The 26,345-nt window shown below is 68.6% G+C and carries 22 protein-coding genes and 3 tRNA genes; 16 read left to right on the top strand and 9 right to left on the bottom strand.

The window, feature by feature from the left end; translation table 11 throughout:
- Nucleotides 1-15: 15 nt before the first annotated feature.
- The 5 genes from BJ972_RS09440 to BJ972_RS09420 all read left to right on the top strand — a co-directional run bounded on the left by BJ972_RS09440 (nucleotide 16) and on the right by BJ972_RS09420 (nucleotide 5,420).
- Nucleotides 16-1,131 (top strand): polyprenyl synthetase family protein, encoded by a 1,116-nt coding sequence (locus tag BJ972_RS09440; RefSeq protein ID WP_129173536.1) that lies wholly within the window; start codon nucleotides 16-18, stop codon nucleotides 1,129-1,131.
- Nucleotides 1,128-2,504 (top strand): FAD-dependent oxidoreductase, encoded by a 1,377-nt coding sequence (locus BJ972_RS09435; protein ID WP_129173538.1) that lies wholly within the window; start codon nucleotides 1,128-1,130, stop codon nucleotides 2,502-2,504. Before BJ972_RS09440 ends, BJ972_RS09435 begins: the two co-directional genes overlap by 4 nt.
- Before the next feature lie 80 nt (nucleotides 2,505-2,584).
- Nucleotides 2,585-3,172, top strand: coding sequence for a prepilin peptidase (locus tag BJ972_RS09430; RefSeq protein WP_129173540.1), 588 nt, complete (start codon nucleotides 2,585-2,587; stop codon nucleotides 3,170-3,172).
- A gap of 32 nt (nucleotides 3,173-3,204) precedes the next feature.
- Nucleotides 3,205-4,206: an alpha/beta hydrolase gene (locus BJ972_RS09425; RefSeq protein ID WP_129173542.1), complete on the top strand. Its 1,002-nt coding sequence runs from the start codon at nucleotides 3,205-3,207 to the stop codon at nucleotides 4,204-4,206.
- Nucleotides 4,207-4,415: 209 nt separating this feature from the next.
- Nucleotides 4,416-5,420, top strand: coding sequence for a hypothetical protein (locus BJ972_RS09420; protein WP_129173544.1), 1,005 nt, complete (start codon nucleotides 4,416-4,418; stop codon nucleotides 5,418-5,420).
- 164 nt (nucleotides 5,421-5,584) lie between these two features.
- Here the strand turns inward: BJ972_RS09420 and BJ972_RS09415 are convergent, their stop codons facing one another.
- From BJ972_RS09415 to BJ972_RS09405, 3 genes are read right to left on the bottom strand one after another with little or no spacing between them, the layout of a single operon-like run.
- Nucleotides 5,585-6,310 carry an NUDIX domain-containing protein gene (locus tag BJ972_RS09415; protein WP_129173546.1) on the bottom strand — a complete coding sequence of 242 codons (726 nt, stop codon included), beginning with the start codon at nucleotides 6,308-6,310 and terminating at the stop codon, nucleotides 5,585-5,587.
- Between the two features lie 11 nt (nucleotides 6,311-6,321).
- Complete coding sequence (locus BJ972_RS09410; protein ID WP_129173548.1) at nucleotides 6,322-6,810, bottom strand: YajQ family cyclic di-GMP-binding protein; 489 nt, start codon at nucleotides 6,808-6,810, stop codon at nucleotides 6,322-6,324.
- Between the two features lie 18 nt (nucleotides 6,811-6,828).
- Nucleotides 6,829-7,845: a LacI family DNA-binding transcriptional regulator gene (locus tag BJ972_RS09405; protein ID WP_129173550.1), complete on the bottom strand. Its 1,017-nt coding sequence runs from the start codon at nucleotides 7,843-7,845 to the stop codon at nucleotides 6,829-6,831.
- Nucleotides 7,846-8,048: 203 nt separating this feature from the next.
- On the opposite strand from BJ972_RS09405, the gene BJ972_RS09400 reads away from it, so the two are divergent.
- The 3 genes from BJ972_RS09400 to BJ972_RS09390 all read left to right on the top strand — a co-directional run bounded on the left by BJ972_RS09400 (nucleotide 8,049) and on the right by BJ972_RS09390 (nucleotide 10,422).
- Nucleotides 8,049-8,133, top strand: a tRNA-Tyr gene (locus tag BJ972_RS09400).
- A 57-nt stretch (nucleotides 8,134-8,190) separates the two neighbouring features.
- Complete coding sequence (locus BJ972_RS09395) at nucleotides 8,191-8,997, top strand: inositol monophosphatase family protein (RefSeq protein WP_129173552.1); 807 nt, start codon at nucleotides 8,191-8,193, stop codon at nucleotides 8,995-8,997.
- Between the two features lie 135 nt (nucleotides 8,998-9,132).
- Nucleotides 9,133-10,422, top strand: a complete 1,290-nt coding sequence (locus tag BJ972_RS09390; RefSeq protein WP_129173554.1) for a M23 family metallopeptidase — start codon at nucleotides 9,133-9,135, stop codon at nucleotides 10,420-10,422.
- Nucleotides 10,423-10,492: 70 nt separating this feature from the next.
- Here the strand turns inward: BJ972_RS09390 and BJ972_RS09385 are convergent, their stop codons facing one another.
- Nucleotides 10,493-12,163: a glycoside hydrolase family 13 protein gene (locus tag BJ972_RS09385; protein WP_129173556.1), complete on the bottom strand. Its 1,671-nt coding sequence runs from the start codon at nucleotides 12,161-12,163 to the stop codon at nucleotides 10,493-10,495.
- Nucleotides 12,164-12,435: 272 nt separating this feature from the next.
- On the opposite strand from BJ972_RS09385, the gene BJ972_RS09380 reads away from it, so the two are divergent.
- The 4 genes from BJ972_RS09380 (at nucleotide 12,436) to BJ972_RS09365 (ending at nucleotide 18,248) form a co-directional block, all read left to right on the top strand.
- A complete protein-coding gene (locus BJ972_RS09380) occupies nucleotides 12,436-13,647 on the top strand; it encodes a sugar ABC transporter substrate-binding protein (RefSeq protein WP_129173558.1) in 1,212 nt (403 codons plus the stop codon).
- 85 nt (nucleotides 13,648-13,732) lie between these two features.
- Nucleotides 13,733-15,340 carry an ABC transporter permease subunit gene (locus BJ972_RS09375; protein ID WP_129173560.1) on the top strand — a complete coding sequence of 536 codons (1,608 nt, stop codon included), beginning with the start codon at nucleotides 13,733-13,735 and terminating at the stop codon, nucleotides 15,338-15,340.
- Entirely contained in the window at nucleotides 15,340-16,305 is a 966-nt protein-coding gene (locus BJ972_RS09370) for a sugar ABC transporter permease (RefSeq protein ID WP_129173562.1), read from the top strand. The genes BJ972_RS09375 and BJ972_RS09370 overlap by 1 nt, the downstream gene beginning before the upstream one ends.
- A 17-nt stretch (nucleotides 16,306-16,322) precedes the next feature.
- Nucleotides 16,323-18,248, top strand: coding sequence for a glycoside hydrolase family 13 protein (locus tag BJ972_RS09365; protein ID WP_129173564.1), 1,926 nt, complete (start codon nucleotides 16,323-16,325; stop codon nucleotides 18,246-18,248).
- A gap of 297 nt (nucleotides 18,249-18,545) precedes the next feature.
- Here the strand turns inward: BJ972_RS09365 and BJ972_RS09360 are convergent, their stop codons facing one another.
- On the bottom strand, nucleotides 18,546-20,549 hold the full coding sequence (locus tag BJ972_RS09360) for an HNH endonuclease signature motif containing protein (protein ID WP_179419940.1): 2,004 nt from the start codon (nucleotides 20,547-20,549) through the stop codon (nucleotides 18,546-18,548).
- A 239-nt stretch (nucleotides 20,550-20,788) separates the two neighbouring features.
- Here BJ972_RS09360 and BJ972_RS09355 point away from each other — a divergent pair.
- The 4 genes from BJ972_RS09355 to BJ972_RS09340 all read left to right on the top strand — a co-directional run bounded on the left by BJ972_RS09355 (nucleotide 20,789) and on the right by BJ972_RS09340 (nucleotide 22,563).
- Nucleotides 20,789-20,860: transfer RNA gene (locus BJ972_RS09355), tRNA-Thr, on the top strand.
- Nucleotides 20,861-20,893: 33 nt separating this feature from the next.
- Nucleotides 20,894-20,967 (top strand) — tRNA-Met (locus tag BJ972_RS09350).
- A 109-nt stretch (nucleotides 20,968-21,076) separates the two neighbouring features.
- A complete protein-coding gene (locus tag BJ972_RS09345; protein WP_129173568.1) occupies nucleotides 21,077-22,300 on the top strand; it encodes an amidohydrolase in 1,224 nt (407 codons plus the stop codon).
- A gap of 32 nt (nucleotides 22,301-22,332) precedes the next feature.
- Entirely contained in the window at nucleotides 22,333-22,563 is a 231-nt protein-coding gene (locus BJ972_RS09340) for a hypothetical protein (RefSeq protein WP_129173570.1), read from the top strand.
- Nucleotides 22,564-22,573: 10 nt separating this feature from the next.
- Here the strand turns inward: BJ972_RS09340 and BJ972_RS09335 are convergent, their stop codons facing one another.
- Genes BJ972_RS09335 through BJ972_RS09320 form a run of 4 tightly spaced genes read right to left on the bottom strand, consistent with a single transcriptional unit; the run spans nucleotide 22,574 to nucleotide 26,211 of the window.
- The gene (locus BJ972_RS09335; protein WP_129173573.1) at nucleotides 22,574-22,795 is read right to left on the bottom strand and encodes a hypothetical protein; all 222 of its coding nucleotides are present in this window, start codon (nucleotides 22,793-22,795) and stop codon (nucleotides 22,574-22,576) included.
- A gap of 58 nt (nucleotides 22,796-22,853) precedes the next feature.
- Nucleotides 22,854-23,270 (bottom strand): hypothetical protein, encoded by a 417-nt coding sequence (locus BJ972_RS09330; protein ID WP_129173575.1) that lies wholly within the window; start codon nucleotides 23,268-23,270, stop codon nucleotides 22,854-22,856.
- A gap of 41 nt (nucleotides 23,271-23,311) precedes the next feature.
- A complete protein-coding gene (locus tag BJ972_RS09325; protein ID WP_129173577.1) occupies nucleotides 23,312-25,432 on the bottom strand; it encodes an FtsX-like permease family protein in 2,121 nt (706 codons plus the stop codon).
- Entirely contained in the window at nucleotides 25,429-26,211 is a 783-nt protein-coding gene (locus BJ972_RS09320; protein WP_129173579.1) for an ABC transporter ATP-binding protein, read from the bottom strand. Before BJ972_RS09320 ends, BJ972_RS09325 begins: the two co-directional genes overlap by 4 nt.
- Between the last annotated feature and the right edge of the window lie 134 nt (nucleotides 26,212-26,345).

Below are 26,345 nucleotides of genomic sequence, written 5' to 3'. Positions count from 1 at the left end.
CGATAGGCTAAGAGAGTGAATCCGAGCGTTCCCCTCGCCCGCCGCGGCTCCTCGCTGGCGGCCAATCTGGGTTTGAGCGAGCGCGTTTTCGCGTCGTCGTCCGACCGATCGATGGCCAGGGCGATCGATGCCGGCCTCGAAGCGGTCGAGGCCGCACTCGAACACGAGGTCAGTTTCGCCGACGGCATCGCCGACGTCTCGACGCGTTACCTGCTCGACGCGGGCGGCAAGCGCGTCAGGCCGATGCTCACCCTGCTGACCGCTCAGCTCGGCAACGGTGCGACCGACGACGTCGTGACCGCGGCGACGGCGATCGAGATCACCCACCTCGCCTCGCTCTACCACGACGACGTCATGGATGAGGCCGAGAAGCGCCGCGGCGTCCCGAGCGCGCAGACCGTGTGGGGCAACTCCGTCGCGATCCTCACGGGCGACCTCCTGTTCGCCCGCGCGAGCCAGCTCATGGCGCGTCTCGGCGAGCGGGCGATCAGGCTGCAGGCCGACACCTTCGAGCGACTCGTGCTCGGTCAGCTGCACGAGACCGTGGGCGCCCAGCCGGATGACGATCCGGTCGCTCACTACATCCAGGTGCTCTCCGACAAGACCGGCTCGTTGATCGCCTCGGCGGCGCAGTCGGGCATCGTCTTCTCCGGAGCCGACCCCGCGCTCGAGCAGCCGGCCGTCGAGTTCGGCGAGCGCATCGGCGTCGCCTTCCAGCTCGTCGACGACGTCATCGACCTCTCGCCGCAGACCGAGAAGACCGGCAAGCTCCCGGGCACCGACCTGCGCGCCGGCGTCGTCACGCTCCCCATCTTGAAGCTCCGCGAACTCGCGACCTCCGACCCGGCATCCGCCGATCTCCTCGAGCGCATCGAGCGCGACGTCATCGCGGGAGCGCCGCCCGTCGGCACCTTCGACACCAACACGGGCGAGGTGCGCGTGCCGCCGAGCCGCAGCGCCGTCGACGCGCTCGTCGCCGAGCTGCGCGAGCACGAGGCGACCCGTCAGACGATCGCCGAAGCCCACCGCTGGGCACGCGACGCCGTCGCCGCGCTCGCACCGCTGCCCGACGGCAGCGTCAAGAAGGCGCTCACGCGCTTCGCCGACACCATCGTGGAGAGATCGAGTTGACTCGCAACAAGCTGCGCCTGGCCATCGTGGGGGCGGGGCCCGCGGGCATCTACGCCGCCGACATCCTCTTGAAGGCCGAGCGGAACTTCGACGTTTCGATCGACCTCTTCGACCACCTTCCCGCGCCCTACGGCCTCGTGCGGTACGGCGTTGCTCCCGATCACCCGCGCATCAAGGGCATCATCACGGCGCTCCGCGAGGTGCTCGACCGCGGTGACATCCGCATCTTCGGCAACGTGCACTTCGGCGAGGACATCACCCTCGACGACCTGAAGAAGCACTACAACGCCGTCATCTTCGCGACGGGTGCCGTGCGCGACGCCTCGCTCCCCATCCCCGGCATCGAACTCGAGGGATCGTACGGCGCCGCCGACTTCGTGAGCTGGTTCGACGGCCACCCCGACTTCCCGCGCACGTGGCCGCTCGAGGCCGAGTCGGTCGCCGTCATCGGCAACGGCAACGTCGCGCTCGACGTCTCGCGCATCCTCGCGAAGCACGCCGACGACCTCCTCACGACCGAGATCCCGGCGAATGTCTACGAAGGCCTTCAGGCCTCGCCCGTCACCGACGTGCACGTCTTCGGCCGTCGCGGCCCGACCTCGGTGAAGTTCACCCCGCTCGAGCTGCGCGAGCTCGGCGAGCTGCGCGACGTCGACATGATCGTCTACGACGAGGACTTCGACTACGACGACGCGGCTCGTGCTGCGGTGTCGGGCAACAAGCAGGTCTTCGTCATCGACAAGGTCCTGAACCAGTGGCGTCAGCGCGAGACCGGCAACGCGTCGCGCCGACTCCACCTGCACTTCTTCGCGAAGCCCCTCGAGATCGTCGACGACGGCACCGGCCGGGTCGGAGCCATCCGCTACGAGCGCACCGCCCCCGACGGCGAGGGCGGAGTGGTCGGAACCGGCGAGATCCGGGAGATCCCCATCCAGGCGATCTACCGCGCCGTCGGCTACTTCGGCTCACCGCTCGCGGGCGTGCCGTTCGATGACTCCTACGGCGTCATCCCGAACCACGAGGGCCAGGTGCTGACGCACGACGCCGAGACGGGCGAGGCGCGTCAGCTCTACGGCGTCTACGCGACCGGATGGATCAAGCGCGGCCCCGTCGGCCTCATCGGACACACGAAGTCCGATGCGATGGAGACCGTCAAGCACCTCATCAATGACCTCGGCAACTGGTGGTCGCCCGAGTCGCCGTCGGAGGAATCCGTCGTCGAACTGCTCGAGTCGCGCGGTATCGCGTACACGGATCTCGACGGCTGGCACCGCCTCGACGAGCACGAGAAGGCACTCGGCGAGCCCGAGGGGCGCGCGCGCATCAAGGTCGTTCCTCGCGACGAGATGGTCGAGATCTCGCGCGGCGAGTAGTCGCGCGGGGCGATCGCCGGAGTTATCCACAGTCGCCCCACCCCGTTCCCTGCTGAGGTCGCGCGGGTTACGCTCGCCGGGTGAACTCGATCCCGACGATTCGCGCCGTGGTGCGTGCGCCCGGCGCTGCTGCCCGCATCACGCTCCGCGTCGTCGTGGTCATGTGCGGCCTCGCGGCGCTCATCGGTCTCGTCGCCCGCCTCGGAAATGACCGGGCGCTTCCGGTCGTCGTGCTGCTCGCGGTCGTCGCGGTGCCCCTCGCCATCGTCGATCTCGAAGAGCACCGCCTGCCGAATCACCTCGTGCTCCCCACGACGCTCGTGGCCGCCACCCTGCTCACGGCGGCGGCCGTCGCGACGGAGGCGTTCGACGTGCTCGTGCGCGCCCTGCTCGGCGGGGCCGTGATGTTCGGCCTCTACCTCGTGGGTGCTCTCGCGTCGCCCCGATCGGTCGGCATGGGCGACGTCAAGCTCGCCGCACTGCTGGGTCTCGTGCTCGGCTGGTTCGGCTGGTCGGCGTGGGTCGCGGGTCTCACGCTCGCGATCGTCATCGGTGGCGTCGTCGCCGTCCTCGCAGTGCTGCTGCGGCGAGCGACGCTCTCGAGCGCCCTCCCGTTCGGCCCGTCGATGCTCGCGGGTGCGCTCGCCGCCGTCATCCTCATCGCTTGAGCGTGCCGAGCCTCGGCCCCTAGGCTGAGTGCATGTGGGGGGATGTGGGGCAGGACTGGCAGCCCGACGTGCTCGGAGATCGCTTCGAGCAGCTCACGTTGCCGCTCGGGATCGACGGCGAGGGAGACGTCGTCGCGACGCTCGTGCGGCACAAGGGGCGCCCGCGGCTGACACCCGGTCTCGGTGTCGACGTGCTGTACGTGCACGGGTGGAGTGACTACTTCTTCAACCGTGAGCTCGCCGATTTCTGGACGAGACGCGGCGCGCGCTTCTTCGCCCTCGACCTCCGTAAGTACGGGCGGAGCATCCGCCCCGGTCAGACACCGGGGTTCATCACGAGCCTCGACGACTACGACGCCGATATCGAGGCCGCGCTCGATGCGATGGGCCACGGGCTCCCGGGCAGTGGCGCCGACTGTTCGCGCGGCCGGCCCCTCGTGCTGCTCGGACACTCGACGGGCGGTCTGACGCTCAGCCTCTGGGCGTCGCGGCACCCCGGTCGCGCGGCCGCCCTCATCCTCAACAGTCCGTGGCTCGAGTTCCAGGCGACAGGGCTCGCGCGCGGCGCGATCACGCCACTCGTCGGCCTGCATGCCCGCGTCGATCCGAAGGCCGAGTTGCCGAGCGTCGACGCCGGTTTCTACGCGCGTTCGGTCGACAAGGCGCAGTCGGGGTACTGGGAGTACAACCAGGAATGGCGCCCGCTCCGCGCCTTTCCGACGCACCCCGCGTGGCTCGCCGCCGTGCTCGCCGGTCACGCGAAGGTGCAGGCCGGTCTCTCGATCGATGTGCCCGTCCTCACGCTCATCTCCGCGCGCTCGACGTTCGCGACGCGCTGGAGCGACGACATGCTCTCGAGCGACATCGTGCTCGTCGTCGACGACATCGCGCGCCGTGCTCTGAAGCTCGGCCCGACGGTCACGATCGACCGCATCGACGGAGCGATCCATGACGTCTTCCTCTCGGCGCCCGAGCCCCGCGCCCGTGCCTACGCCGCCGTCGCGTCCTGGCTCGCGGGCTACGCCCCCCGCTGACATCCGCCCGCGCGCCCGCCACCCCGCACCCTTCCCCTCCTCCCACACTCCTGCCCCCCTCGGAGTGCCGTTCGCGCGGCAGAGTGCCACGCGAACGGAACTCCGGCGCGCGCAGCCACCTCTCCTGCACCGAAGAGGGGTGGCGCGATTCCCTCACCGCTCACACGAGTGCCGGTGCTCACGAGGCGTGCGTCGCGAACACTGTGCTCATGACCCCCGGCCTCCCGATCTCTCCGCACGGCTTCATCCTCAGTTCCGACGTGACTCGCCTCGGTCTGTCGTCGCGATTGCGCTCGGCGATCGCCCGCGGCGACGTGCGCTCCGTGCGGCGCGGCGTCTACGAGCCCGTCGAGACACTGACGGATGGCGGTTCGCCGGCCGCGCGAGACGCGCGACGCTACCGCAGCCTCGTGATCTCGGCGGCGCTCACGCTCGATGCGCCCGTCTTCACGAGCCACTCCGCTCTGGCGCTCCTCGGCGTGCCGATCCTCGGTCGGTGGCCGGACGAGGTGTTCGTCCTCTCGCGCGACGCCCACGGGCACCGCCGGCGCGGCATCGTGAAGATCGCTCGGGTCGCGCCGGTGACCGAGCGCGTCCTCACGGGGACCCCGGGATTCCCGGGGCTCACCCTGACCTCGATCGAGTACTCGCTCATCCAACTCGCGAGACGCGCGAGCCTCGCCGCCGCGCTCGTCGCGATGGATGCCGCGGTCACCGAATCGCGTGATGCGGGCGCACCGGCGCTGACCTCGATCGATCGCCTGATGAGCGAGCATCGCAGACTCCTGCCGTACCCGCGCAGTCGACGTGTCGAAGCGGTGCTGAGCCGCGTGCGCGTGGGCGCCGAATCACCTCTCGAGACGCTCAGCCGGCTCGTGATCGAGCAGTGCGGCTTCGCCGAGCCGACCCTGCAGCATCGCCTCGAGCTCTCCGGCAGCGACGCCTTCCTCGACTTCCACTGGCGCGAAGCGGATGTCGGTGGCGAAGCCGACGGGCACGCGAAGTACCGGTCGGGAGCAGGCGGCGCGGCACCCGTCGAACGGGTCGTCGCCGAGAAACGACGGGAGGACGAGGTGCGCGAGCGTGTGCGTGCGCTCGCGCGGTGGGACTGGGCGGATGCCTGGAACATCACCCCGCTCCGGCGGAAGCTCGAACGCGCGGGAGTGCCGCTCGTGCGTCATCCGGTCACCCTCTTCGACCCGCGGAACCTGTGATTCGCCCCGCGATTGCCTCACCGGAGTGCCGCTGGCGTGCCGGAGTGCCGCGCGAGTGGCACTCCTCCGCGCGATCGGCACTCCCGGCTGCGCACCGACGGAGGGGAAGTCAGTGAGGGGAAAAGGGAGAAGAAGGAGAGAAGAGATAGGGGAGGGTGCGTGCGTCAGCGCGCGAAGGGGCCCGTGAGCGCCGCCCACTGCAGCAGCATGATCGTCTTCGCGTCGATGATGTCGACGCCGATACGCGCGAGGGCGTCGTCGATATCGACGATGAGCACCTCGATCTCTTCACCCTCGTCCTCGAGGCCGCCGCCGACACTCGCGCGGACGTCGGCGTCGAACGGGGCCGCGTAGAAGTGCAGCATCTCGGTGACGGAGCCGGGGCTCATGTACACGTCGAAGACGTGCTCGACCTCGCCGATCGCGTAGCCGGTCTCTTCTTCGGCCTCACGTCGAATCGCGGCGAGCGGCTCGTCGTCGTCGAGCAGTCCTGCGGGGGTCTCGATGAGATTGCCGTCCGGATGCCCGTTGACGTACGCCGGATAGCGGAACTGGCGCGTGAGCAGCACGGTGCGCGCCGACCGGTCGTAGAGCAGCACGCACGCGCCGTTGCCGCGGTCGTACGTCTCGCGCTCCTGCTCGGTCCACGTTCCGTCGGCGCGCTGGTAGTCGAGCTGCGTGACGCGCGTGACGTACCAGTTCGAGGTGAGCAGACGTACGTCGCGCACGCGCACGCGCGGGTTGCCGGTGAGGTCGAGACCCACCCGATCGAGGCCCGTGCGGCCGCGCCGGTCGGGCACGTCAGCCCCGGGCAGACCAGCACCGGGCAGACCGGCACCGGGCAGACCAGCGCCCGAAACCTCAGCGCTCGGAACGCCCGCCCGCGTCATCCGCTCGCCGTTCAGCGGAAGTTGATGAACTGCAGGTCGAGATCGAGGTCGGAGCCGCGCAGCAGCGCGATCGTCGCCTGGAGGTCGTCGCGGTTCTTCGACGAGACCCGCAGTTCGTCGCCCTGCACCTGGCTCTTCACCGTCTTCGGCGCCTGCTCGCGGATGATCTTGCCGATCTTCTTCGCGTTCTCCTGATCGATGCCCTGCTTGAGCTCGATCTCGATGCGGTACTCCTTGCCCGAGGGGTAGGGGTCGCCGTCGTCGAGGCTCTTGAGCGAGATGCCGCGCTTCACGAACTTCGACTGCACGACGTCGAGGACGGCCTTGACGCGCTCCTCGGTCGAAGCCTTCAGCAGGATCTTCTCGCCGCTCCACTCGGCCGAAGCCCCGACATTCTTGAAGTCGTAGCGCTGCTCGAGCTCTTTGCGCGCCTGGTTGACCGCGTTGTCGGCCTCCATCTTGTCGATCTTGCTGACCACGTCGAACGTTGAATCTGCCATGACGATCAGCTTAACGCGTCAGCTCGGCGGACTGGCCGTGCTCGAGCGCACGATGAGCTCGTAGGGGAGGAGCTGGTTGGCCGCGGCCTGCGGCGTCGAGCTGGGCTCGAGCTGGTCCATGAGCACGGCGACGGCCTCCTCGCCCTGTGCGCGGGGGAACTGCGACACCGTCGAGAGTCCGAAGAAGTCGGAGAGGTCGTGACCGTCGATTCCGATGATCGACACGTCGCGAGGAACGACGAGACCGAGGTCGCGTGCGGCGAGGATCGAGCCGATCGCCATCTCGTCGGACGCGGCGAAGATCGCGGTGGGCCGCTCGTGCGGCACGCCGAGAAGCTGCTTCGCCGCGTGGTACCCGCCGCGGATCGTGAAGTCGGCGGGGGCGAAGAGGTGGGGGTCGGGCGTGATCCCGGCCGCGACGAGCGCGGTCTCGTAACCCAGACGACGGTTCGTCGGCAGGTGGAAGTCGAGGTCGAACTCGAGATCGCCGCCGATGTGGGCGATGCGACGGTGCCCGAGCCCGAGGAGGTGTTCGGTGGCGAGTCGCGCGATGGCGGCGTCATCCACCATCAGGGTCTGAACGCCGGGGATCGGACCGCCGACGCCCACGAGCGGCTTGCCGATCGCGTGCAGGCGGGTCACTTCCGACTCGGTGAGCTCGAGCGAGATGGCGATGACGGCATCGACGCGCTGGCGCAGCAGGAAGTGCTCGAAGACGCTGCGGCGCTCGTCGCCGACTCCGGCGAGGTTGTAGAGGGTGAGGTCGTAGCCGTGGCGGAGCAGCGACTGCTGAGCGCCCTCGATGACCGAGGAGAAGAACCAGCGGTTGAGGAAGGGGACCACGACGCCGATGTTGCGCATGCGCCCCGAGGCGAGGCTCGATGCGTTCGACGAGACGACGTAACCGAGGGCGGATGCCGCTTCGACGACCTTCTCTTTCGTCGTGGGGGAGACGTGACCGCGGCCGCTCAGTGCTCGTGACACCGTCGCCGTCGACACGCCCGCGAGCTTTGCGACTTCTTCGATTCCTGCCATAGCTCCCTCGGTTTCCTCGAAAGCCTATCGAGGACTGGGTTTCCGGTTTGTTATTACCCCTGCCGATTCTGTCGGACGACGGCGTCCGCGTCATCAGCCGCGCACGACCAATCGTGAGATCGGACCCGATTTCTCGCGCGGCAGGTTCGTGAGTATTCTTGTGAGGCCCCCGGTTGTGTGCAGAACTCGGTCGGGTGCAACCTGGCGAGTTACCCAAGCGGCCAAAGGGATCTGACTGTAAATCAGACTGCTCAGCATTCGGGGGTTCGAATCCCTCACTCGCCACCACGTTCCACTAGGTCATCGACCCGTCGCCCGTTCAGCCGCCCTCAGTAGGGTGTCAGCATGTCGAGCACCGAACTCCTGGCCATCGCCCGTGATGTCGCACGCACCGCGGGAGCCTTCGCTCTCGAGCGCCGCTCGCACGGCGTGAGCGTCGCCGCGACGAAGTCGAGCCCGGTGGATGTCGTGACGGAGGTCGATCGCGACACCGAGACCCTCATCCGCTCCCTTCTCGCTGACGCGCGACCGGACGACGGCTTCTACGGCGAGGAGAGCGACGCGACCGGCGGCTCGAGCGGAGTGACGTGGGTCGTCGACCCGATCGACGGCACCGTCAACTTCCTCTACGGGATCCCCGCGTGGGCCGTGAGCATCGCGGCCGTCGAGGGGCCGGTCGACACCGACGAGGCACGCACCCTCGCGGGTGCCATCGCGAACCCGTCGACGGGCGAGCTCTACTGGGCGTCGGTGGGCGACGGCGCGTTCCGCGACGGCGAGCGGCTGCACGTAACGCCCGATGTCACTCTCGACCGCGCACTCGTGGGCACGGGCTTCGGATACCGGCCCGAGGTGCGTCTCGCCCAGGCGGCGGTACTCGGCCGTCTCATCGGCCAGATCCGCGACATCCGCCGTATCGGGTCGGCGGCTCTCGATCTGTGCGACCTCGCGTCGGGCCGTCTCGACGCCTACTACGAGCGCGGGCTGAACCCCTGGGATCACGCGGCCGGAGGCCTCATCGCCCGCGAGGCCGGCGCTGTCGTGACGGGTCGCGACGGGCTTCGCGAGAGCAGCGATCTCTTCGTCGCGGGCGCGCCCGGGGTGCAGGCCGAGCTGCTCGCGGCACTCGCGCTCGCCGACCCGCGGGGCTGAGGATGGAGCTTTCACACAGGGTCATCACGTAGCGTCGAAGCGCTCGTTCGGGTTAGTGTTTACCAATCCGTTATTTTGGCGCTGGCCAGAATGAGCATCTCCCCCCGGTTGCCTGACTATGCCGAAAGCGACGATTTGACTCAGATCACCCCTGCGCAGAGCGGTTCCCCGCTCGGTGCCGAAGACCCCACGGGGTCGGGGTTGACGCGACGACAGTTGCGCGAGCGAGAGCGGCAGGCCACGCCGTCGCAGCCGCTCACCCGTGCCGAATTGCGCGCCGCAGAGCGCGCGGCGGCTGCAGCGTCCACGGCGACGGATGCCGGCGAGTCCGCCGCACCCCGAGTGCAGTCAGCCGAGGCAGAGGTGCCGACGGTCACCATGGGGACCGCCGTCGTTCCCGTGATCATCGGGGCCGCGTCCGATCAGCCGCTTCGCCGCCGCTCACGCCGCAGCGCCGAGACGTCCGATGCTGCTGAGCCCGGCCACCTCGACGTTCCCCTCTCCTCTCTTCCGGCCGAGCACGTCGATGCCGACGAGTTCGATGCCGTACTCACGGCGCCGAGCGAGCACCACCGTGACATCGCAGCGGCCTCCGAGCCGGTCGACTCGCTTCCCGTGCTCGGCCTTCCCGAGGCGCGCACGCGCGTCACCGAATCCGTCCCCCCTGCGGCGAGTGCTGCGGCCGCCGCTCCGCGGAAGTCCTTCACCCGCTCGGTCGCCGGTCGCGCTCTCAGCGGCGTCGCCATGACGTTCGTCGCGCTCATGGCCGTGGCGACGACCGTGCCTGCCGGTTCGCTCGTGAGCCCGTCGGAGGTGCTCGCTTCGGCGACGGTTCAGTCGACGGCAGCGGCGAAGGTCGCCGAGGCCACACAGTCGATCCAGGTCGCGGCCGACTCCGCGCCGATCCCGGTCGAGCGTGACGGCTATGCCGCGGCATCCGTCGCCGAGTACGCCGCCGAGAGCGGCATCCGCCTCGAGGCGACGTTCACGAACAACCCGAACGGCACGATCCAGTGGCCGTTCCCCGTCGGCGTGCACATCGGTGACCGTTTCGGCTACCGCAACTGCGCGGGCTGCTCGAGCGACCACGGCGGACAGGACTTCAACCCGGGCCTCGGCGCTCCGATCCAGTCGATCGCCGACGGCGTCGTGAGCATCGCCGAAGACGGCGAAGGCAGCCTCGGCGTGTACATGGCGATCGATCACGTCATCGACGGCCAGACCGTGACGAGCGTCTACGCGCACATGGAGCACGGCTCGATGCGCTTCGCCGTGGGCGACGTCGTGAGCGTCGGCGACGTCATCGGCACCACGGGCTCGACGGGCATGTCGACCGGCCCGCACCTCCACTTCGAGATCCGTCTCGGCGGCGTCACCGGCACCAAGGTCGACCCGCTCGAATGGCTCTACGCCAACACGAACTAGTCGCGTACACAGAACCGGGTGAGGCCGAAGCCCCACCCGGTTCTTTCGTGCCGTCGGTCGTGCCGTCGACTCAGGCGCGCAACCACACGGTCGTGTCCGGGGGAAGGATGCTGTCGGACACGGGCGAACTCGCGACGACGATCTCAGCGCCGTCGGGCAGGCTGATGGCCTCCGAGCCCGCATTGCCGATGACGACGAACCCGCCGCTCGTCTGGAATGCGACGATGTCGTCGCCGTAGCCCGGCAACCACGTGAGCTCGCTCAGGCCGAGGGCGTGCTCGCGGCGGAGGCGCAGCAGGTCGGTGTAGAGCGAGAGCGTCGAGTCGGGATCGTCGACCTGCTGGTCGCGCGCGAAGTGCGCCCAGTCCGCGGGCTGGGGAAGCCACGACCGTGCTGACGGGCCGAAGCCGTAGGACGGCGCATCCGCCTCCCAGGGGATCGGCACGCGGCATCCGTCACGGCCGTATCGTTCGCCGTTGGTGCGGAACCACGTCGGATCTTGCCGCGCGTCATCGGGCAAGTCGATCGCTTCGGGCAGGCCGAGCTCCTCGCCCTGGTAGAGGTACGACGATCCGGGGAGGGCGAGCATGACGCTCGTCGCGGCGCGAGCGCGGCGGAGGCCGACGACCGGATCGGGGAGTCCCGTGGTCTTCGGTCCGATGCCGTGCCCCTGCAGGTTCTCGGCGGTGAGAGCGAGCCTCGACGCGTGCCGGACGACGTCGTGGTTCGAGAGCACCCACGTGCTGGGGGCGCCGACCGAGCGGAACGCCGCGATCGAGGCATCGATCACGGTGCGCAGTGCGGCGGCGTTCCACGGGGTCTCGAGGTAGGCGAAGTTGAACGACTGGTGCATCTCGTCGGGGCGCACCCAGCGGGCGAGCTTCTCGAGGGGGTCGACCCAGGCCTCGGCAGCGAGGATGCGGTCGCCGGAGTACTCGTCGAGCAGTGATCGCCAGTCGCGGTAGATCTCGTGCACGCCGTCCTGGGCCCAGTACGGCGGGGTCGCGGGCGCCTCGGCGGTGATTCCGGGCTCGAGGGCCGTTCCGCCGCCCATGCTGCCTCCCTCGGCGGGAGGCGTGTAGTCGGGCAGCCCGTCGGCCTTGATGAGCCCGTGCGCGACGTCGACGCGGAATCCGTCGACCCCGCGGTCGAGCCAGAAGCGCAGGATGCGCCGGAACTCCTCGCGCACGTCCTCGTTCGTCCAGTCGAAGTCGGGCTGGGTCGTATCGAAGATGTGCAGGTACCACTGGCCGGGCGTGCCGTCGGCGTCGGTCGTGCGCGTCCACATGCCGCCGCCGAACACCGACTCCCAGTTGTTCGGAGGCAGTTCGCCGTTCGCACCGAGGCCGTCGCGGAAGATGTAGCGAGCGCGTTCCGGGCTGCCCGCCGGGGCGGCGAGAGCGGCCTGGAACCAGACGTGCTGGTCGGACGAGTGGTTCGGCACGAGGTCGACGATGACCCGGATGCCGCGGGCGTGGGCCTCGGCGAGCATGGCGTCGAAGTCGGCGAGCGTGCCGAAGAGGGGGTCGACGTCGCAGTAGTCGGCGACGTCGTAGCCGGCATCCCGCTGCGGCGAGGTGAAGAAGGGCGAGAGCCAGATCGCGTCGATGCCGAGCGCCTGGAGGGACGGCAGCCGACTCGTGATCCCCGCGAGATCTCCCATGCCGTCGCCGTTCGCATCGGCGAACGATCGGGGGTAGATCTGGTAGATCACGGCGGAACGCCACCACTCTGTAGTCATGACGGAACACTCTACGCGAAAAAGAAAGGCGTGGAAGCGCTTGCAGATGTCCTTGATCCCGTCAAGTATCACGAAGATATATCGAATCGGCATTCCCGAGTTGTCAACATCGCTCGGGCAGGGTATACCTGTAATCGCTTGCAGAATTGTGAGCACTCCATCGGAAGAACGGCCTTTCGTGCCGGTGCACGGTTCCCCGTAGGGAACGGGGACCACAGCTCCCTCACCATGGCGAAGGCGCCGGACTCGAGCACACTGAGAAGGGCACACCAATGAGGGTGAACAAGAAGGGCCTCCTTGTAGCTGGAGCGTTCGCGATTGCTGCGACGCTCGGACTCGCCGGCTGCGCAGCCGGCGACAGCGATGCAGGCGGCGAAACGTCTGCTGAGGGCGGCTCGCTCACGGTCTGGGTCGACTCCGAGCGTCTCGACGCTCTGAAGGGCGCAGCCGAGTCCTACGAGGAGAAGACGGGCATCTCCGTCAAGCTCGTCGGCAAGGACACCTCGACCATCAAGGACGACTTCATCCAGCAGGTGCCGACGGGCAAGGGCCCCGACGTCGTCATGGGTGCGCACGACTGGCTCGGCGAGCTCTCGACCAACGGTGTCGTCGCTCCCCTCGAGCTCGGTGACAGCGCCGCTGACTACCTCCCGGTCGCCATCCAGGCCGCCACCTACGAGGGCACCGTCTACCTCCTCCCGTACGCCGTCGAGAACATCGCCGTGCTGCGCAACGCCGACCTGGTTCCCGAGGCTCCCACGAGCTTCGACGACATGGTCGCGAAGGGCACGTTCGTCGTCCAGCAGGGTGCTGAGGGCGACCCGTACCACCTCTACCCGTTCCAGACCGCGTTCGGCGCACCCGTCTTCGGCTCGACCGACGCCGGCTACGACCCGACCGACCTCCAGATCGGCAACGCCGGCGGCGAGCAGTTCGCTGCATGGCTCGGCTCGCAGGGCAAGAACGGCACCGGAGTCTTCAACACCGACATCGATGGCGACATCGCGAAGCAGCAGTTCCTCGACGGCACCGCGGCCTTCTGGCTCACCGGTCCGTGGAACGTGGGCGCTGCGGTCGACGCCGGCATCAACGTCGCGATCGACACCGTCCCGAGCCCGACCGACCAGCCTGCATCGCCGTTCGCCGGCGTCAAGGGCTTCTACGTCAGCTCGGAGTCGAAGAACAAGGTCGCCGCGAACGACTTCCTCGTGAACTACCTCGGTACCGAAGACGTGCAGCTCTCGCTGTTCGAGGCTGGCAACGTCCTCCCCGCCCTTGCGTCGGCTGCCGAGACCGCTTCGGCCGACCCGATCATCGCCGGCTTCGCCGCCGTCGGTGCTGAGGCCGTCCCGATGCCCGCGATCCCCGCGATGGGCGCCGTGTGGCAGTACTGGGGCATCGCCGAGGCCGAGATCATCAACGGAGCCGACCCCGCCACCACGTGGCAGAAGCTCGCCGCTGATGTTGCGGCAGCGATCCAGTAACAACTCGTGAATCCGGGGCGGGCGCCGACAGGCGTCCGCCCCGGACCACTACCTCAGCCCCGGAAGAGCGAGCACAATGAGTTCCATGATCGACGACGACGTCAGGACCGATCCGAAGCCGACGCGTCGACAGAAGCAAGCGGCCCGTATGGCCGAAGCCGCTTCAGGAGGATGGCGAACGCTTCTCGTCAAGATCGTCCTGCTCGGCATCGTCGATGCGATCGCGATCTACGGGATCTTCGTTCTCCTCCTGCACGATCAGTGGCTCGTGATCGGCGTCATCGCCGTCGTCACCGTGATCGTGAACTGGATCTACTTCTCGCGCACGCAGTTGCCGGCGAAGTACCTCACCCCGGGCGTCATCTTCCTCATCCTCTTCCAGGTGTTCGTCCTGGGTTACACGGCCTACATCGGCTTCACGAACTACGGCACGGGCCACAACGGCTCGAAGGAACAGGCCGTCTCCGCTCTCATGAGCTCCGCGCTCGAGCGCGTTCCCGATTCTCCGACCCTGCAGGTGAGCGTCGTCGACCAGGCGGGCACCCTCGGACTCCTCGTGACCGAGCCCGACGGCGATGTCCTCGTCGGTACGAACGACTCGCCTCTCGAGCAGGTCGACAACCCCCAGATGGACGGCGACAAGGCCGTCGGCGCCGACGGGTGGACCACCCTCAGCTTCGCCGAGGTCATCGCGCGCACCGACCAGATCACCTCGCTCGCCGTACCCGCCTCGGACGACCCCAACGACGGCGCCGTCCGCACGCCCGACGGCCAGAGCGGGTACCTCTACGTCTCGAACCTCCAGTACGACGCCGAAGCCGGCACCATGACCGACGTGACGACCGGGGTCGTCTACACCGACACCGGCGTCGGCGCGTTCACGGCGGATGACGGCGAGCAGCTCCTCCCGGGATGGCAAATCGTCATCGGCTGGGAGAACTTCGGGCGTGCGTTCACCGAGGAGTCGATCCGCGGTCCGCTCGTCTACGTCACGATCTGGACCTTCGTCTTCGCCGCCGTCTCGGTCGCGACGACCTTCTTCCTCGGCCTCTTCCTCGCGATCGTCTTCAACGACATGCGGATGAAGGGACGCAAGTACTACCGCGTGCTGATGATCCTCCCGTACGCGTTCCCCTCATTCCTCTCCGCGCTCGTGTGGGCGGGAATGATGAACGAGAGCTTCGGCTTCATCAACCAGGTGCTCCTGGGAGGTGCGTCGGTCCCCTGGCTGACCGATCCCACTCTCGCGAAGGTGTCGATCCTCATCGTCAACCTCTGGCTCGGCTACCCGTACATGTTCCTCGTGTGCACCGGTGCTCTGCAGTCGATCCCCGACGAACTCACCGAGGCGGCGACCGTCGATGGCGCCAAGCCGTGGGCCATCTTCCGCCTGATCAAACTTCCGCTGCTGCTCGTCAGCATCGCACCGCTCCTGATCTCGTCGTTCGCGTTCAACTTCAACAACTTCAACCTGATCTACATGCTCACGAACGGTGGTCCTCGAGATTCGTCGACGAGTATCGCCGTCGGCCATACCGACATCCTCATATCCATGGTCTACAAGGTGGCGTTCACCGGCCAGACGCGTGACTACGGTCTCGCGAGCGCCTTCTCGATCATCATCTTCCTCGTCGTGGCGATCATCGCGATCATCAGCTTCAGGAAGACCCGCGCGCTGGAGGAACTGAACTGATGAGCACTCCCAACGTTGTTCCCGGAACCGATACCGGTCTCCTCGCGGCCGAACTCCTCGAAGAGGAGCGCGTGAAGAACGCGACGCCGTACGTCCCGCCGCGGAAGCCGTTCAACGTCGGCCGCTGGATCCGTGCGACGGGCTGGCGGCACATCGTCGGCATCGTCATGGTCGTCTTCTCGCTGTTCCCGCTGCTCTTCGTGCTGTCGTCGTCGCTCAACCCGCAGGGCACTCTCACGGGATCGAACGCCCTCTTCTCGGCGATCGGCATCGACAGCTACGTGCGCATCCTGTCGAGCCCCGACATCCCGTATGCCGCGTGGTTCATGAACACGCTCGTCATCGCGAGCGTCACGGCCGTCGCGACCGTATTCCTCGGAGCGCTTGCCGCCTACTCGTTCTCGCGCATGCGCTTCACCGGCCGACGCTTCGGTCTCATCACGATCGTCGTCGTGCAGATGTTCCCGCAGCTGCTCGCCGTCGTCGCGATCTTCCTGCTGATGAGCGCCATCGGCGACTGGTTCCCGGCGATCGGCCTCAACACGCACCTCGGTCTGATCATGGTCTACCTCGGCGGCGCGCTCGGTGTGAACACGTACCTCATGTACGGCTTCTTCAACACGGTTCCCGCGTCGATCGACGAGGCCGCGAAGATCGATGGCGCGGGGCACGCGCGGATCTTCTTCACGATCATCCTCCGACTCGTCGCGCCGATCCTCGCCGTCGTGGCGCTGCTCTCGTTCATCGGAACGGTCAACGAGTTCGTCGTCGCGAGCGTGCTGCTCATCGACCCCGAGAAGCAGACGCTCGCCGTCGGCCTCACGAAGCTCGTGTCGAACCCGCGCTACGCCGACTGGAGCGCGTTCACGGCCGGTGCAGTGATGGCGGCGCTTCCGGTGATGGCACTGTTCCTCTTCCTGCAGAAGTACATCGTCGGTGGTCTGACAGCCGGCAGCGTCAAGTAGCCGGTAGCGTCGACCCCATGAGCGAGGACCGTCGAGCGAACCGTCCGCACCACGATGGATCGGCGCTCTACGTGTCGAACTCGACGCCCGAACTCGGCGACTCCGTCGCCGTGCGGGTGCGTGTGCCGGTCGGGTACGGCCCGCTGCACGCGGTGCGGGTGCGGTCGAACCCCGATCACGAGCCGCTGTGGAGCGAGGCCACGCTCGTGTCATCCGATGTCGACGGCTGGGACTGGTGGCAGGCTGACGTCGTCGTGGCGAATCCCCGTCACGGGTACCGGTGGGTCTTCATCCACGCCGACGACGAGGGGCGTCCGGCGGGCGCCGAATGGTTGAACCAGTCGGGCCTCAGCCGTATCGAGCAGCTCGACGGCGAGGACTTCGCGCTGCTCGCCTACGACGCGCCGCCGGAGTGGTTGTCGTCGAGCGTCCTGTATCAGGTGTTCCCTGACCGGTTCGCGCGGTCGGCTGCGGCCGACGAGCGGCCCGTTCCCGAGTGGGCGATCGCCGCCGACTGGTCGGACCCCGTCGATCCTGTCGTGCCCGGGCGATCGCAGCAGTACTACGGGGGAGACCTCGACGGCGTCCGGGAGCGTCTCGGTCACCTCGTGTCGCTCGGCGTGAACCTGCTGTATCTGACGCCCGTCTTTCCGGCGGCGTCGAACCACCGCTACGACGCCGCGAGTTTCGCCGAGGTCGACGAACTGCTCGGCGGCGACGAGGCGCTCATCCGGCTCGTCGAGGAAGCACACGCACGCGGCATCCGGGTGATCGGCGATCTGACGTCGAACCACTCGGGTCATCTGCATGAGTGGTTCCGCGCTGCGTTCGGCAGCCCCGATGCGCCCGAGGGCGATTTCTACTACTTCTCGAACGACGCGCACACCGAGTACGAGTGCTGGATGGGCGCGGTCACGCTGCCCAAGTTCAACTGGAAGTCCGCAGAACTCCGTCGACGCTTCATCGAGGGACCGGACTCGATCGTCGGCCGCTGGCTGCAGGCGCCGTACTCGCTCGACGGGTGGCGCATCGACGTCGCCAACATGACCGGGCGCTTGCATGACGAAGACCTCAACGAGTCGGTGCGGCAGCAGATCCGCCGCACGATGGTCGAGGTCAACCCCGACACGATCCTGCTCGGCGAGTCGACGAACGACGCCGCGAGCGATTTCCAGGGCGATGCGTGGCACGGGGCCATGACGTACACGTGTTTCACCCGGCCGCTGTGGGGATGGCTCAGCGAGCCGACCCATGCGCCGCGACTCGACTGGGACGGAAGCACGACGACCGAGCCGTGGTACTTCACGCAGCCGATCGGGGGTATCCCGAAGCTCGATGCGCGCGAGTTCGTCGCGCAGCACCAGCGATTCACGGCCGCGTACCCGTGGCGAGTGCGGCTCGGCACGATGAACGCCCTCGACACCCACGACACGGCGAGATTCGCCTCGAACGCCGCGCCCGGAACGGTGCCCCTCGCGCTCGGGCTCTCGGTCACGCTTCCCGGCATCCCCGTCGTGTTCGCCGGTGACGAGTTCGGGCTGACGGGCGGAGACGGCGAGGAATCGCGTACGCCGATTCCGTGGGGCAGTGAAAGCGAGCCCGCTGTGCGCCACGTGCTCGACACGTATCGCGCGACGATCGGCCTGCGTCGCGACCACCCCGTGCTCGATACGGGCGGCATGCGCTGGATCGCCGTCGCCGATCAGGCGGTCGCCTTCGTGCGCGAGAGCGTCGACGAGACCTTGCTCATCGTCGCGGGCCGCGGCTCGCTCGACCTCGAGTGGGCGACGGATGCCGTCGGCGGGCCGATCACGGTTGCTTCACGCTTGTTGGGTGAGGCCGAACTCGTCGAGCGTGACGGCGTCTGGGCCGCGGTCTCGGCGGACAGCACCTTCACGGTGTGGTCGCTGCCGGGCGCTTCGGCGCCGGCGTGGGGTGCGTGACGCGCGACGTTTCGGCGGTGCCGGGGCCGGGAGCCGAGTGTCGGTTCAGTGAGTTGTGAGCTGGTCTTCGTGATGGGTGCTGCACACTGCGGCTCACGATCGCAGGTCGCTGGATAGGTCGGTCGCTTAGGTCGATCGCTGGAGTGAGCGGGGTTCCGTCGGATGGTCCGCGCTGCACCGAGGCCCGTCGGCAGGCATCGACAGGCGTCGGCAGGCGTCGGCAGGCATCGACAGCTGTGGGCCCGTGCGCGTAAGCGGCGACTCATCTGAACACCCGCGCGTCGGAGCGTCCACTCGTCAGAACGGTGGGTGTTCGGCGGGGTCGGTGTCTGTCGTGGGCGCGCCTGACGCCGCGAGGGGCGGTGCAGGTGCTGCGGTCCTGGCGGGTGGCGCGAATGGTGCGGGTGGTGCGGGTGTGGTGTCCCGTGGCACGTCGGGTGGCGCTCCCGTCTGGTGCGGGCGCATGGGCATGGCGTTGGTGGGGTGGGTTGTGTAGGTGTGGCCGAGGGGTGAGGTCCAGGTGAGTGTGCCGTCGCTCGTGTTCGTGCTGTGGCTTGGGTTGTCGTCGCTCTGGCCGGTGTGGGTGGCGGTCCATCCGGTGTGGTGTTTGAGGGTGTGGTGTGTGCGGCAGAGGTGGGCGAGGTTGTCGAGGGTGGTGGGTCCGCCGTGTTGCCAGTCGGTGGTGTGGTCTATGTCTGAGGTGAGGGCGGGTTGGTTGCAGCCGGGGAAGCGGCAGGTGGTGTCGCGGTGGTGGAGTGCGGCTTTGAGGTCGGGTGGGACGGTGTAGCGGTCGCGTCCGACGGAGAGGGTGGTTCCGGTTTCGGGGTGGGTGAGGATGCGGATGAAGCTTGTCGCGTCGCCGGCGAGTTCCCTGGCGGTCTCGATGGGGATGGGTCCGTAGCTGTCGAGGGTGGCGGGTTCGTCGGTGTGTCCGAGGAGGGTGAGGGCGGGCACGGTGATCATCACGGTTGGCCGCGGCCCCCGGCGGCGACGCGGCGAGCGCTGGGCCGTGCGCGTGCCGCCGGAATCACGAGCCGTAATTCCCGACACGTCACCCACGTTGCCTGCAGTGCCCTTCGGCGAGCCCGCGCCGGCTGCTGTAGCGGTCGCGTCAGCGTCAGCGTTGGCGTTGGCGTTGGCGTTCGCGTCGGCGTCGGCGGTGGTGTCGGTGGTCAGTGCGGGGCGGGCTTGGTCGGTGAGGAGGTCGATGAAGACGTCGGTGCGGAGTTGGGTGAGGGTGCGGGTCTCGTCGTCGGCGGTGGCGAGGTGTCCGGCGATGTCGGAGAGGTGGGTGTCGATGGTGATCGCGGTCGCGGCGGGCAGGTAGGCGTTCAGCCAGGACATGCCATCGTGCGTGTGGGTGAGTCCGACGCGTCGTTTCGCGACTGCCGCCTGGCGGCGGGTGGTGATCGAGTCGGGGTGCAGGCGTTCACGCAGGGTGCGGGCGCGACGCTGCAGTTGCGGCGGGGTCGAGCTTTCCGCGACGGGGAGAACGGCATCGATGAACGCGGCACGGTGTTCGCCGGGCAGGGAGGAGGTGTGGTCGAGGAGGATCTGCGCCTGCCGGAACCCGAGCCGCCCCGCCGTGACATGGTCGAGGAGGGTGGGGGTATCGGTGTGGAAACGTTCCGCGTCATCGAGACGCATCTGGATGAGCCGTTCGGACACCGTCAGTGCGCACGCGATCTCCGCGATGATGGATCGGCGCGCCATCTCGATATCGCGCGACGTTCCCCGCGTCGGCTCCGCAGCCTCGATCGCATCGGTCGTGGCGGCCATGCGGGCCAGGACCCGGGCACGGTCGGCCGCGATGCGGTTCTCCTCCGCCTCGAGCTGCCGCAGGGTGCGCAGATCGAACTCGAGCGACGCCCGCGGCGACCACCCCACACCATGCGGCAAACCCTCGACGGCAGCGGCAGCGGCAGTGGCAGCGCCAGCGGCAGCAGCCGAGGCCTGGACAGTGGCAGAGGTCGAGGTCGAGGTTGAAGTCGTGGCAGTAGCAGTGGCAGTGGCAGAAGTGGGGGAGGGGGACCTCGAGAATGACGGGCCCGCGCCACGAGTGGCGTCATCGGCGAAATCCTCATCTGCTCGCCAACCGGCGATGAGTTGGTCGGCAATTGCCCGCTCGGCGGCGGTGAGCGGCGGATCGAACCCGTCCTCGTCGCACGCCATATCGATGTCGACCTCGAGCAGGATCGGCAGCGATCGCCGCTCGCGGGAGGGGGCTGTGCCCGGGAGTTGAGGTGGCAGCTCGGCATCCGACCGGGGACGCGGACCGGCAGCACGACCGCGCTCGGGCACACCATCGGCACCGTGGCCGGTCGGGGTGTGCCGTGCTGTCATGAGATAACTCTGCAGGCAACCACCGACACTCGAACCGGGTGCCTGACCACCGCGATCTGGCTCGGTCGGGCAGCCTTCGGGAGGGCGAGAATGCCTCGGCCGACGTCATCCGCAGGGCTTCTCGATGGGGTGGTTCGGGAGCGGCTCGCGGAGGTGATATTCTCGTACGGTTGCCGTTCGCGCGAGCGTGTGGTTGCGCCCCGATAGCTCAGTGGTAGAGCACTTCCATGGTAAGGAAGGGGTCGTCAGTTCAATCCTGACTCGGGGCTCTGGTTCATCCGGCTGACGCTGGAGGCCTGCCCGGCGGGGTAGCTCAGGTGGTTAGAGCACACGGCTCATAATCGTGGTGTCGCGGGTTCGAGTCCCGCCCTCGCTACAGTGAGTGCTTTCCGAAATCGCGGATCGCGAGTTCCGGAATCGATGCGGTCGAGCGCCTGCCGCACCGGCCCCGCCTCGGCGAAAGTCGCGGCTGCTAGCTTTGGTGCATGTCGGAAACCGTCAGTCTCGACGATCTCTACACGGATCTTCACGCGCATCCCGAACTCGGCTTCCAGGAGCATCGCACCGCCGCCATCGCGGCCGAGCGGATGCGTCTGTTGGGGCTGACCGTCACCGAGGGCATCGGCGGCACGGGTGTGGCCGCCGTGCTCGAGAACGGCGCCGGCCCCGTGGTCTGGCTGCGCGCCGACATGGACGGCCTTCCTGTCGAGGAGAAGACCGGCCTCGAATACGCGAGCACGGCGACAGTGGTCGGTGCCGACGGCATCGAGACGCCGGTCATGCACGCGTGCGGTCACGACATGCACGTCACCTGGCTGATCGGAGCGATGGAGAGGCTCGCTGCGGAGCGCGCCGACTGGTCAGGTACCGTCGTCGCGATCTTCCAGCCGGCGGAAGAGACGATCGTCGGTGCGAAGGCCATGATCGACGACGGCCTCCTCGATCGTGTGCCACGGCCGTCGATCGTGCTCGGTCAGCACGTCGCCCCGTTCCCCGCGGGAATCATCTCGCTGACGTCGGGTGCGGCGATGGCCGGTGTCGACGACCTCACCGTCACCCTGCACGGCCGGGGTGGTCACGGCTCGCGCCCCGAGACCACGATCGACCCGGTGCTCGCCGCGGCGTCGACGGTCGTGCGCCTGCAGTCGATCGTGTCCCGAGAGGTGACCCCGGGCAAGCTCGCGGTGCTCACCGTCGGGCGCCTCCACGCGGGCACCAAGTCCAACATCATTCCGGATGACGCGACGCTCGACATCAACATCCGCACGATCGATCCGGAGATCCGTGACCGCGTGCTCGGTTCGGTGCGGCGGATCGTCGAGGGTGAAGCCGCAGCGAGCGGGATGGCGACGCCGCCCACCATCACCATGAACATGAGCGCCCCGGCCACGGTGAACTCGGCCGAGCACACCGAGATTCTGCGGGCGAGCTTCGCCGATGCGTGGGGGAGCTCGATCATCGACTACGGGACGGTGTCGGGCAGTGAGGATGTCGGTCAGTTCGCCACCGCGGCAGGTGTGCCTCTCGTGTTCTGGATCACCGGCGGATCGGACCCCGAGACCGTGATGACCGCGCAGGCAGCCGGTCGGTTCGAGCAAGACATCCCCAGCAACCACTCACCGTACTTCGCGCCGATCCTGCACCCCACGATCGAGCGCGGCGTCGACGCGCTCGTGCTCGGCGCGCAGACCTTCCTGGGCGCGCGGTAGGCGGCTCGCCGAGCCCGGCGCGAGGGAAAGTCATGAGCAGTTCATCGAACGAAGACGGTGCAGAGAAGCCGCGACGTCGGTGGCGGTACGGACCGCTGCGGCTGATCCTGCCGTGGGTCGGAATGACCGTCGGAATCCTGCTGACCATCGGAGGATCGACGGGAAGCCGGAGCCCGATCTTCCTGCTCGTGGGCCCGGGCCTCATCGCGCTCTCGGTGGCCGCGTTCCTCCTCTACCGGTGGATGGCGAGGCGCGGGATCTGAGCCGAATTCGTCAGCGGCCACCGCCGCGGCGCGCGATCCAGGGGAACGCGACGAAGATGCCGGCGATGAAGATGATGGCGATGATGCCGCTCGAGCCGGGGAAGACAGCACCGATCGTGTAGGTCACGACGACGCCCGTGACCATGTAGATCAGCCCGCCCCGCGCGCCGCTGATGAGTGGCCGCTTCGAGCCGTCATCCGCGTCCGGCCGATCGTCATCGTGCTGCGTCATACGACGACCGTACGGGGTGCCAAGCCGTCGCTCCTCTCCGACCCGCGACCTGTGTCGATCACTCCTGCTCGGCGCGCCAGGCGAGATGCACGTCACCGCTCTGCACGACCGTCCAGGAGCCGCAGACGAGGCCCTCCGACGGAAGCGCGTCGAGCGACCAGTCGGCGTCGAGATCGGGCTCTGACGTGACAGGTTCCTCGACGCAGTGGGCTGAGGTGAAGCTCGTCGGACTCGTCCAGCGCATCACGGCCGCGTGACCGTCGAGTTGCGCGAGCAGCCGGACATCGGTCGCGTCCTCGGGCAGGAACCCCTGGAAGCGGAAGGACTCGCGCGAGGCGTCGGCATCGGCCGCCGTCTCGTACGTGAACTCGCGTTGGCCCACCTGGAGCACATCCTGCGCGATCGTGCATCCCGTCAGAGTGAGGGCCGCGAGACCGGCCGCACCGAGGAGGGGGAGTCGGCGTCGAGAGATCATGGGTGATTCCTTTCCGAGAAGGGGAGAAGTGTCGTGGGCCGTCACGCGGCCAGACCGATCGCCGGCTGCACGCGCCCGGCACTCCGCATCGGCGCCGCAGCAGCCACGATGGCGGCGACCACCACGGCGACGACGAGGGCGACGAGTGCGCCGAGAGGCGGCGTGCCGGCAGGCATCCCGAGCACACGCAGAGCGATGAGCCCGAACACGCTGCCGACGACGGCTCCGGTCATCGCGCCCACGAGGGCGGCGAGGGCGGCCTCGGCGGCGATCGAGCGGCGGGCGCCCGAACGGCTGACTCCGAGCGCTCGGAGCAGCGCGATCTCCTGACGACGTTCGGTGACGGAGAGGGCGAGCGTCACCATGACGCCGATCATCGCGACGAGCAGCGTCACCCCGATCATCGCCGCTCCGACGACCTGGCCGATGAGGATCGTCTGCTCGATGCCCGCCTGCACGTCGACCGCCCAGTAGACCGGCGTGCCGGCATCCGTCGAAGCGAGCACCGCCGCACGCAGATCGGCCGAGCTCGAGCCGGGAGCCGGGTCGATGAGGATGTCGGTTCCCGCGATACGCGCGTCGACCGCGGGGTCGGCCGCGAGGCGATCGACCACGGCACTCGCATCGGTGACGAGGTCGATCGGAATGATCGCCTCAGCGGGGAAGGTACGGGCGACACCGTCGCGGGCATCGGCGGTCGCTCCTGCCACTCCGACGATCAGCGCCGCCGTCATGCCCACGCCGAGCATGAGCACCGTCGTCATGGCGGCTGTGCGGCGCGACGCCCGCACCGCATTCGACACCGCCAGCCGCATCGCGACCGAGCCGGAGACGAGGGGGCGCAGCAGCGACGCCGACCACGCGACGAGGAAGGGACCGACCGCGACGAGCGCGACGAAGACGAGAGCGCCGCTGAGTGCGGCGAGCGCGAGCCCGAGGAACTGGTCGGTTGCTGAGACCGCGACTCCCGCCGCTCCCGCAGCGACGGCGCTCAGGGTGAGCGCGCTCGCGACGACGAGACGCACCCCGAGGCGCGCGGCACGGCCCTCCGAGGAGCGCGCCTCGCCGAGCGCCGCGACCGGCGGCGTGCGTCCGGCTGCACGAGCGGCGGGAATCGCGGCGACGACGGCGCTGAGAACGGCGAGGATGACGCAGACGACCAGTCCCGCGGGGGCGGAGACGAACGGGGCCGACAGCAGGCCGGCGGCACGCGCACTCGCGACGAGGCCCGCCGCGACACCGAGTCCGAGGGCGACCCCGACGATGCCGCCGAGAAGCCCGATGAAGGCCGCCTCGATGAGCAGCGAACGACTGACCTGCGCTCGGCTCGCACCGACGCACCGTAGTAGCGCGAGTTCGGCGGCTCGGCGGGCGAGCAGGATACGGAACGTCGAGGCGACGATCACGACGGCAGCGAGGACGGCGAGGCCGACGAAGACCGAGAGCGCGCCGATCACTCCGACGAGGGTGTCGGTGACCGAGCGTTCCTCCTGCGCCCGCCGCTCGTCACCGCTCATGACGACACTGCCGTCGGCGACCGAGCGGAGCACATCGAGGTCGGCATCGCCGGTCGTGAGGATCTGCACGGGCATCATCGCGTCGCCCAGGGCGATCGCATCCTGTTCGCGGATGAGCGCGACGTCCTGACCGAACTCGGTGACGGGGCCGATCGCGGCGACGGTGAACTCGAGACCGCCGGCGACGAGCGAATCACCGACCGTCAGCCCAGCGCGCTCGGCGGTGCTCCTGCCGAGGACGACCTCGCCGATCGCCGGCGCTGCTCCGGAGTACAGTTCGGGAACCGCGCTCAGCGGGCCCGACCCCGGATCGCTCGTGAGCTTCCACGTCGAGGTGGCGCCGCCGGCCTGCACGTCGACATCGCCGAGGTACTCGACGGCGATCTCGTCGACGCCGGGCAGGGCACGGATACTCTCGGCGATCTCTGTGACGGTCGCCGGTGCGACATCGCCGCGCGGCACGATGACGGCATCGGCCGCCGCGGGAGTGCTCATGCCGAACGCGACGAGGGCGCCGCGTGCGTTGATGGTGAGAAGAAGGGAAGTCGCGGCGAAGGCCGTCGCCGCGACGATCGCGATGCCGATGAGGAACGCCTGGCCCGGGCGACGACGGACGCTCCGCACGGCGGTTCGCAGGGCGATCATGCGGTCGCCGCCGAGAGAGCTCCGACGCGTTCGAGCACCGAATCGTGGGTTGGGTCCGTGAGGATGCCGGCGACGCGGCCATCCGTCAGCAGGATCACCTCATCGGTGATCGCGGCCGCTGCCGCGTCGTGCGTCACCATCACGACGGTCTGCCCGAACTCGTCGACGCACGAGCGGAGCAACTCGAGCAGGGCTCGGCCCGACGTGCTGTCGAGCGCGCCGGTCGGCTCGTCGGCGACGATGAGGTCGGGGCGCCCGAGCAGGGCGCGGGCAACGGCCACCCGCTGGCGCTGACCGCCCGACAGTTCCGCGGGGAGGTGGCGGAGCCTGTCGGAGATGCCGAGCCGGTCGACGAGTTCGGACCGCCATCCGCGATCCGGCCGCCGCCCGGCGAGCGACGCGCCGAGGTCGATGTTCTCGCCCGCGCTCAGGTGGGGAAGGAGGTTGCCGTCCTGGAAGACGAAGCCGATCCGGTCGCGTCGCACCCGCGTGAGTGCCGCATCGTCGAGGCGGCCGAGTTCGGTCGCGCCGAGCATGATGCGACCCGACGTCGGCTGATCGAGGCCCGCGAGGCAGTGCAGCAGGGTCGACTTGCCCGACCCGGAGGCGCCCATGATCGCGGTGAATCGCCGCGGGCGCAGCTCGATGCTGAGCCCGTCGAGTGCGCGGACGCGACTCGTGCCGGATCCGTAGTCGCGCACGACATCGATCGCGCGCGCAGCGGGACGGGCAGATGAGTCGGTCGGAGCGGGCCGGGTAGCGTCGACGGGAGGAATCATGGATCCAGGCTCGCGGCCGGCCAGTGCTCGGCGCCTCGACCGTGCGAACGGTCGCGCGACGAGCCCCTCCTCCTTTCGGACGATATGTCGGCGAGACCGGGGTCGCCGCGCGAGGCCTCCGTAGGATGAAGTGC

It is taken from the genome of Agromyces atrinae (assembly GCF_013407835.1).
In the GTDB taxonomy this organism is placed as follows: Bacteria; Actinomycetota; Actinomycetes; order Actinomycetales; family Microbacteriaceae; genus Agromyces; species Agromyces atrinae.
Note: the sequence above shows the minus strand (reverse complement) of the source record. Positions and strands in the feature narration are given on the sequence as shown.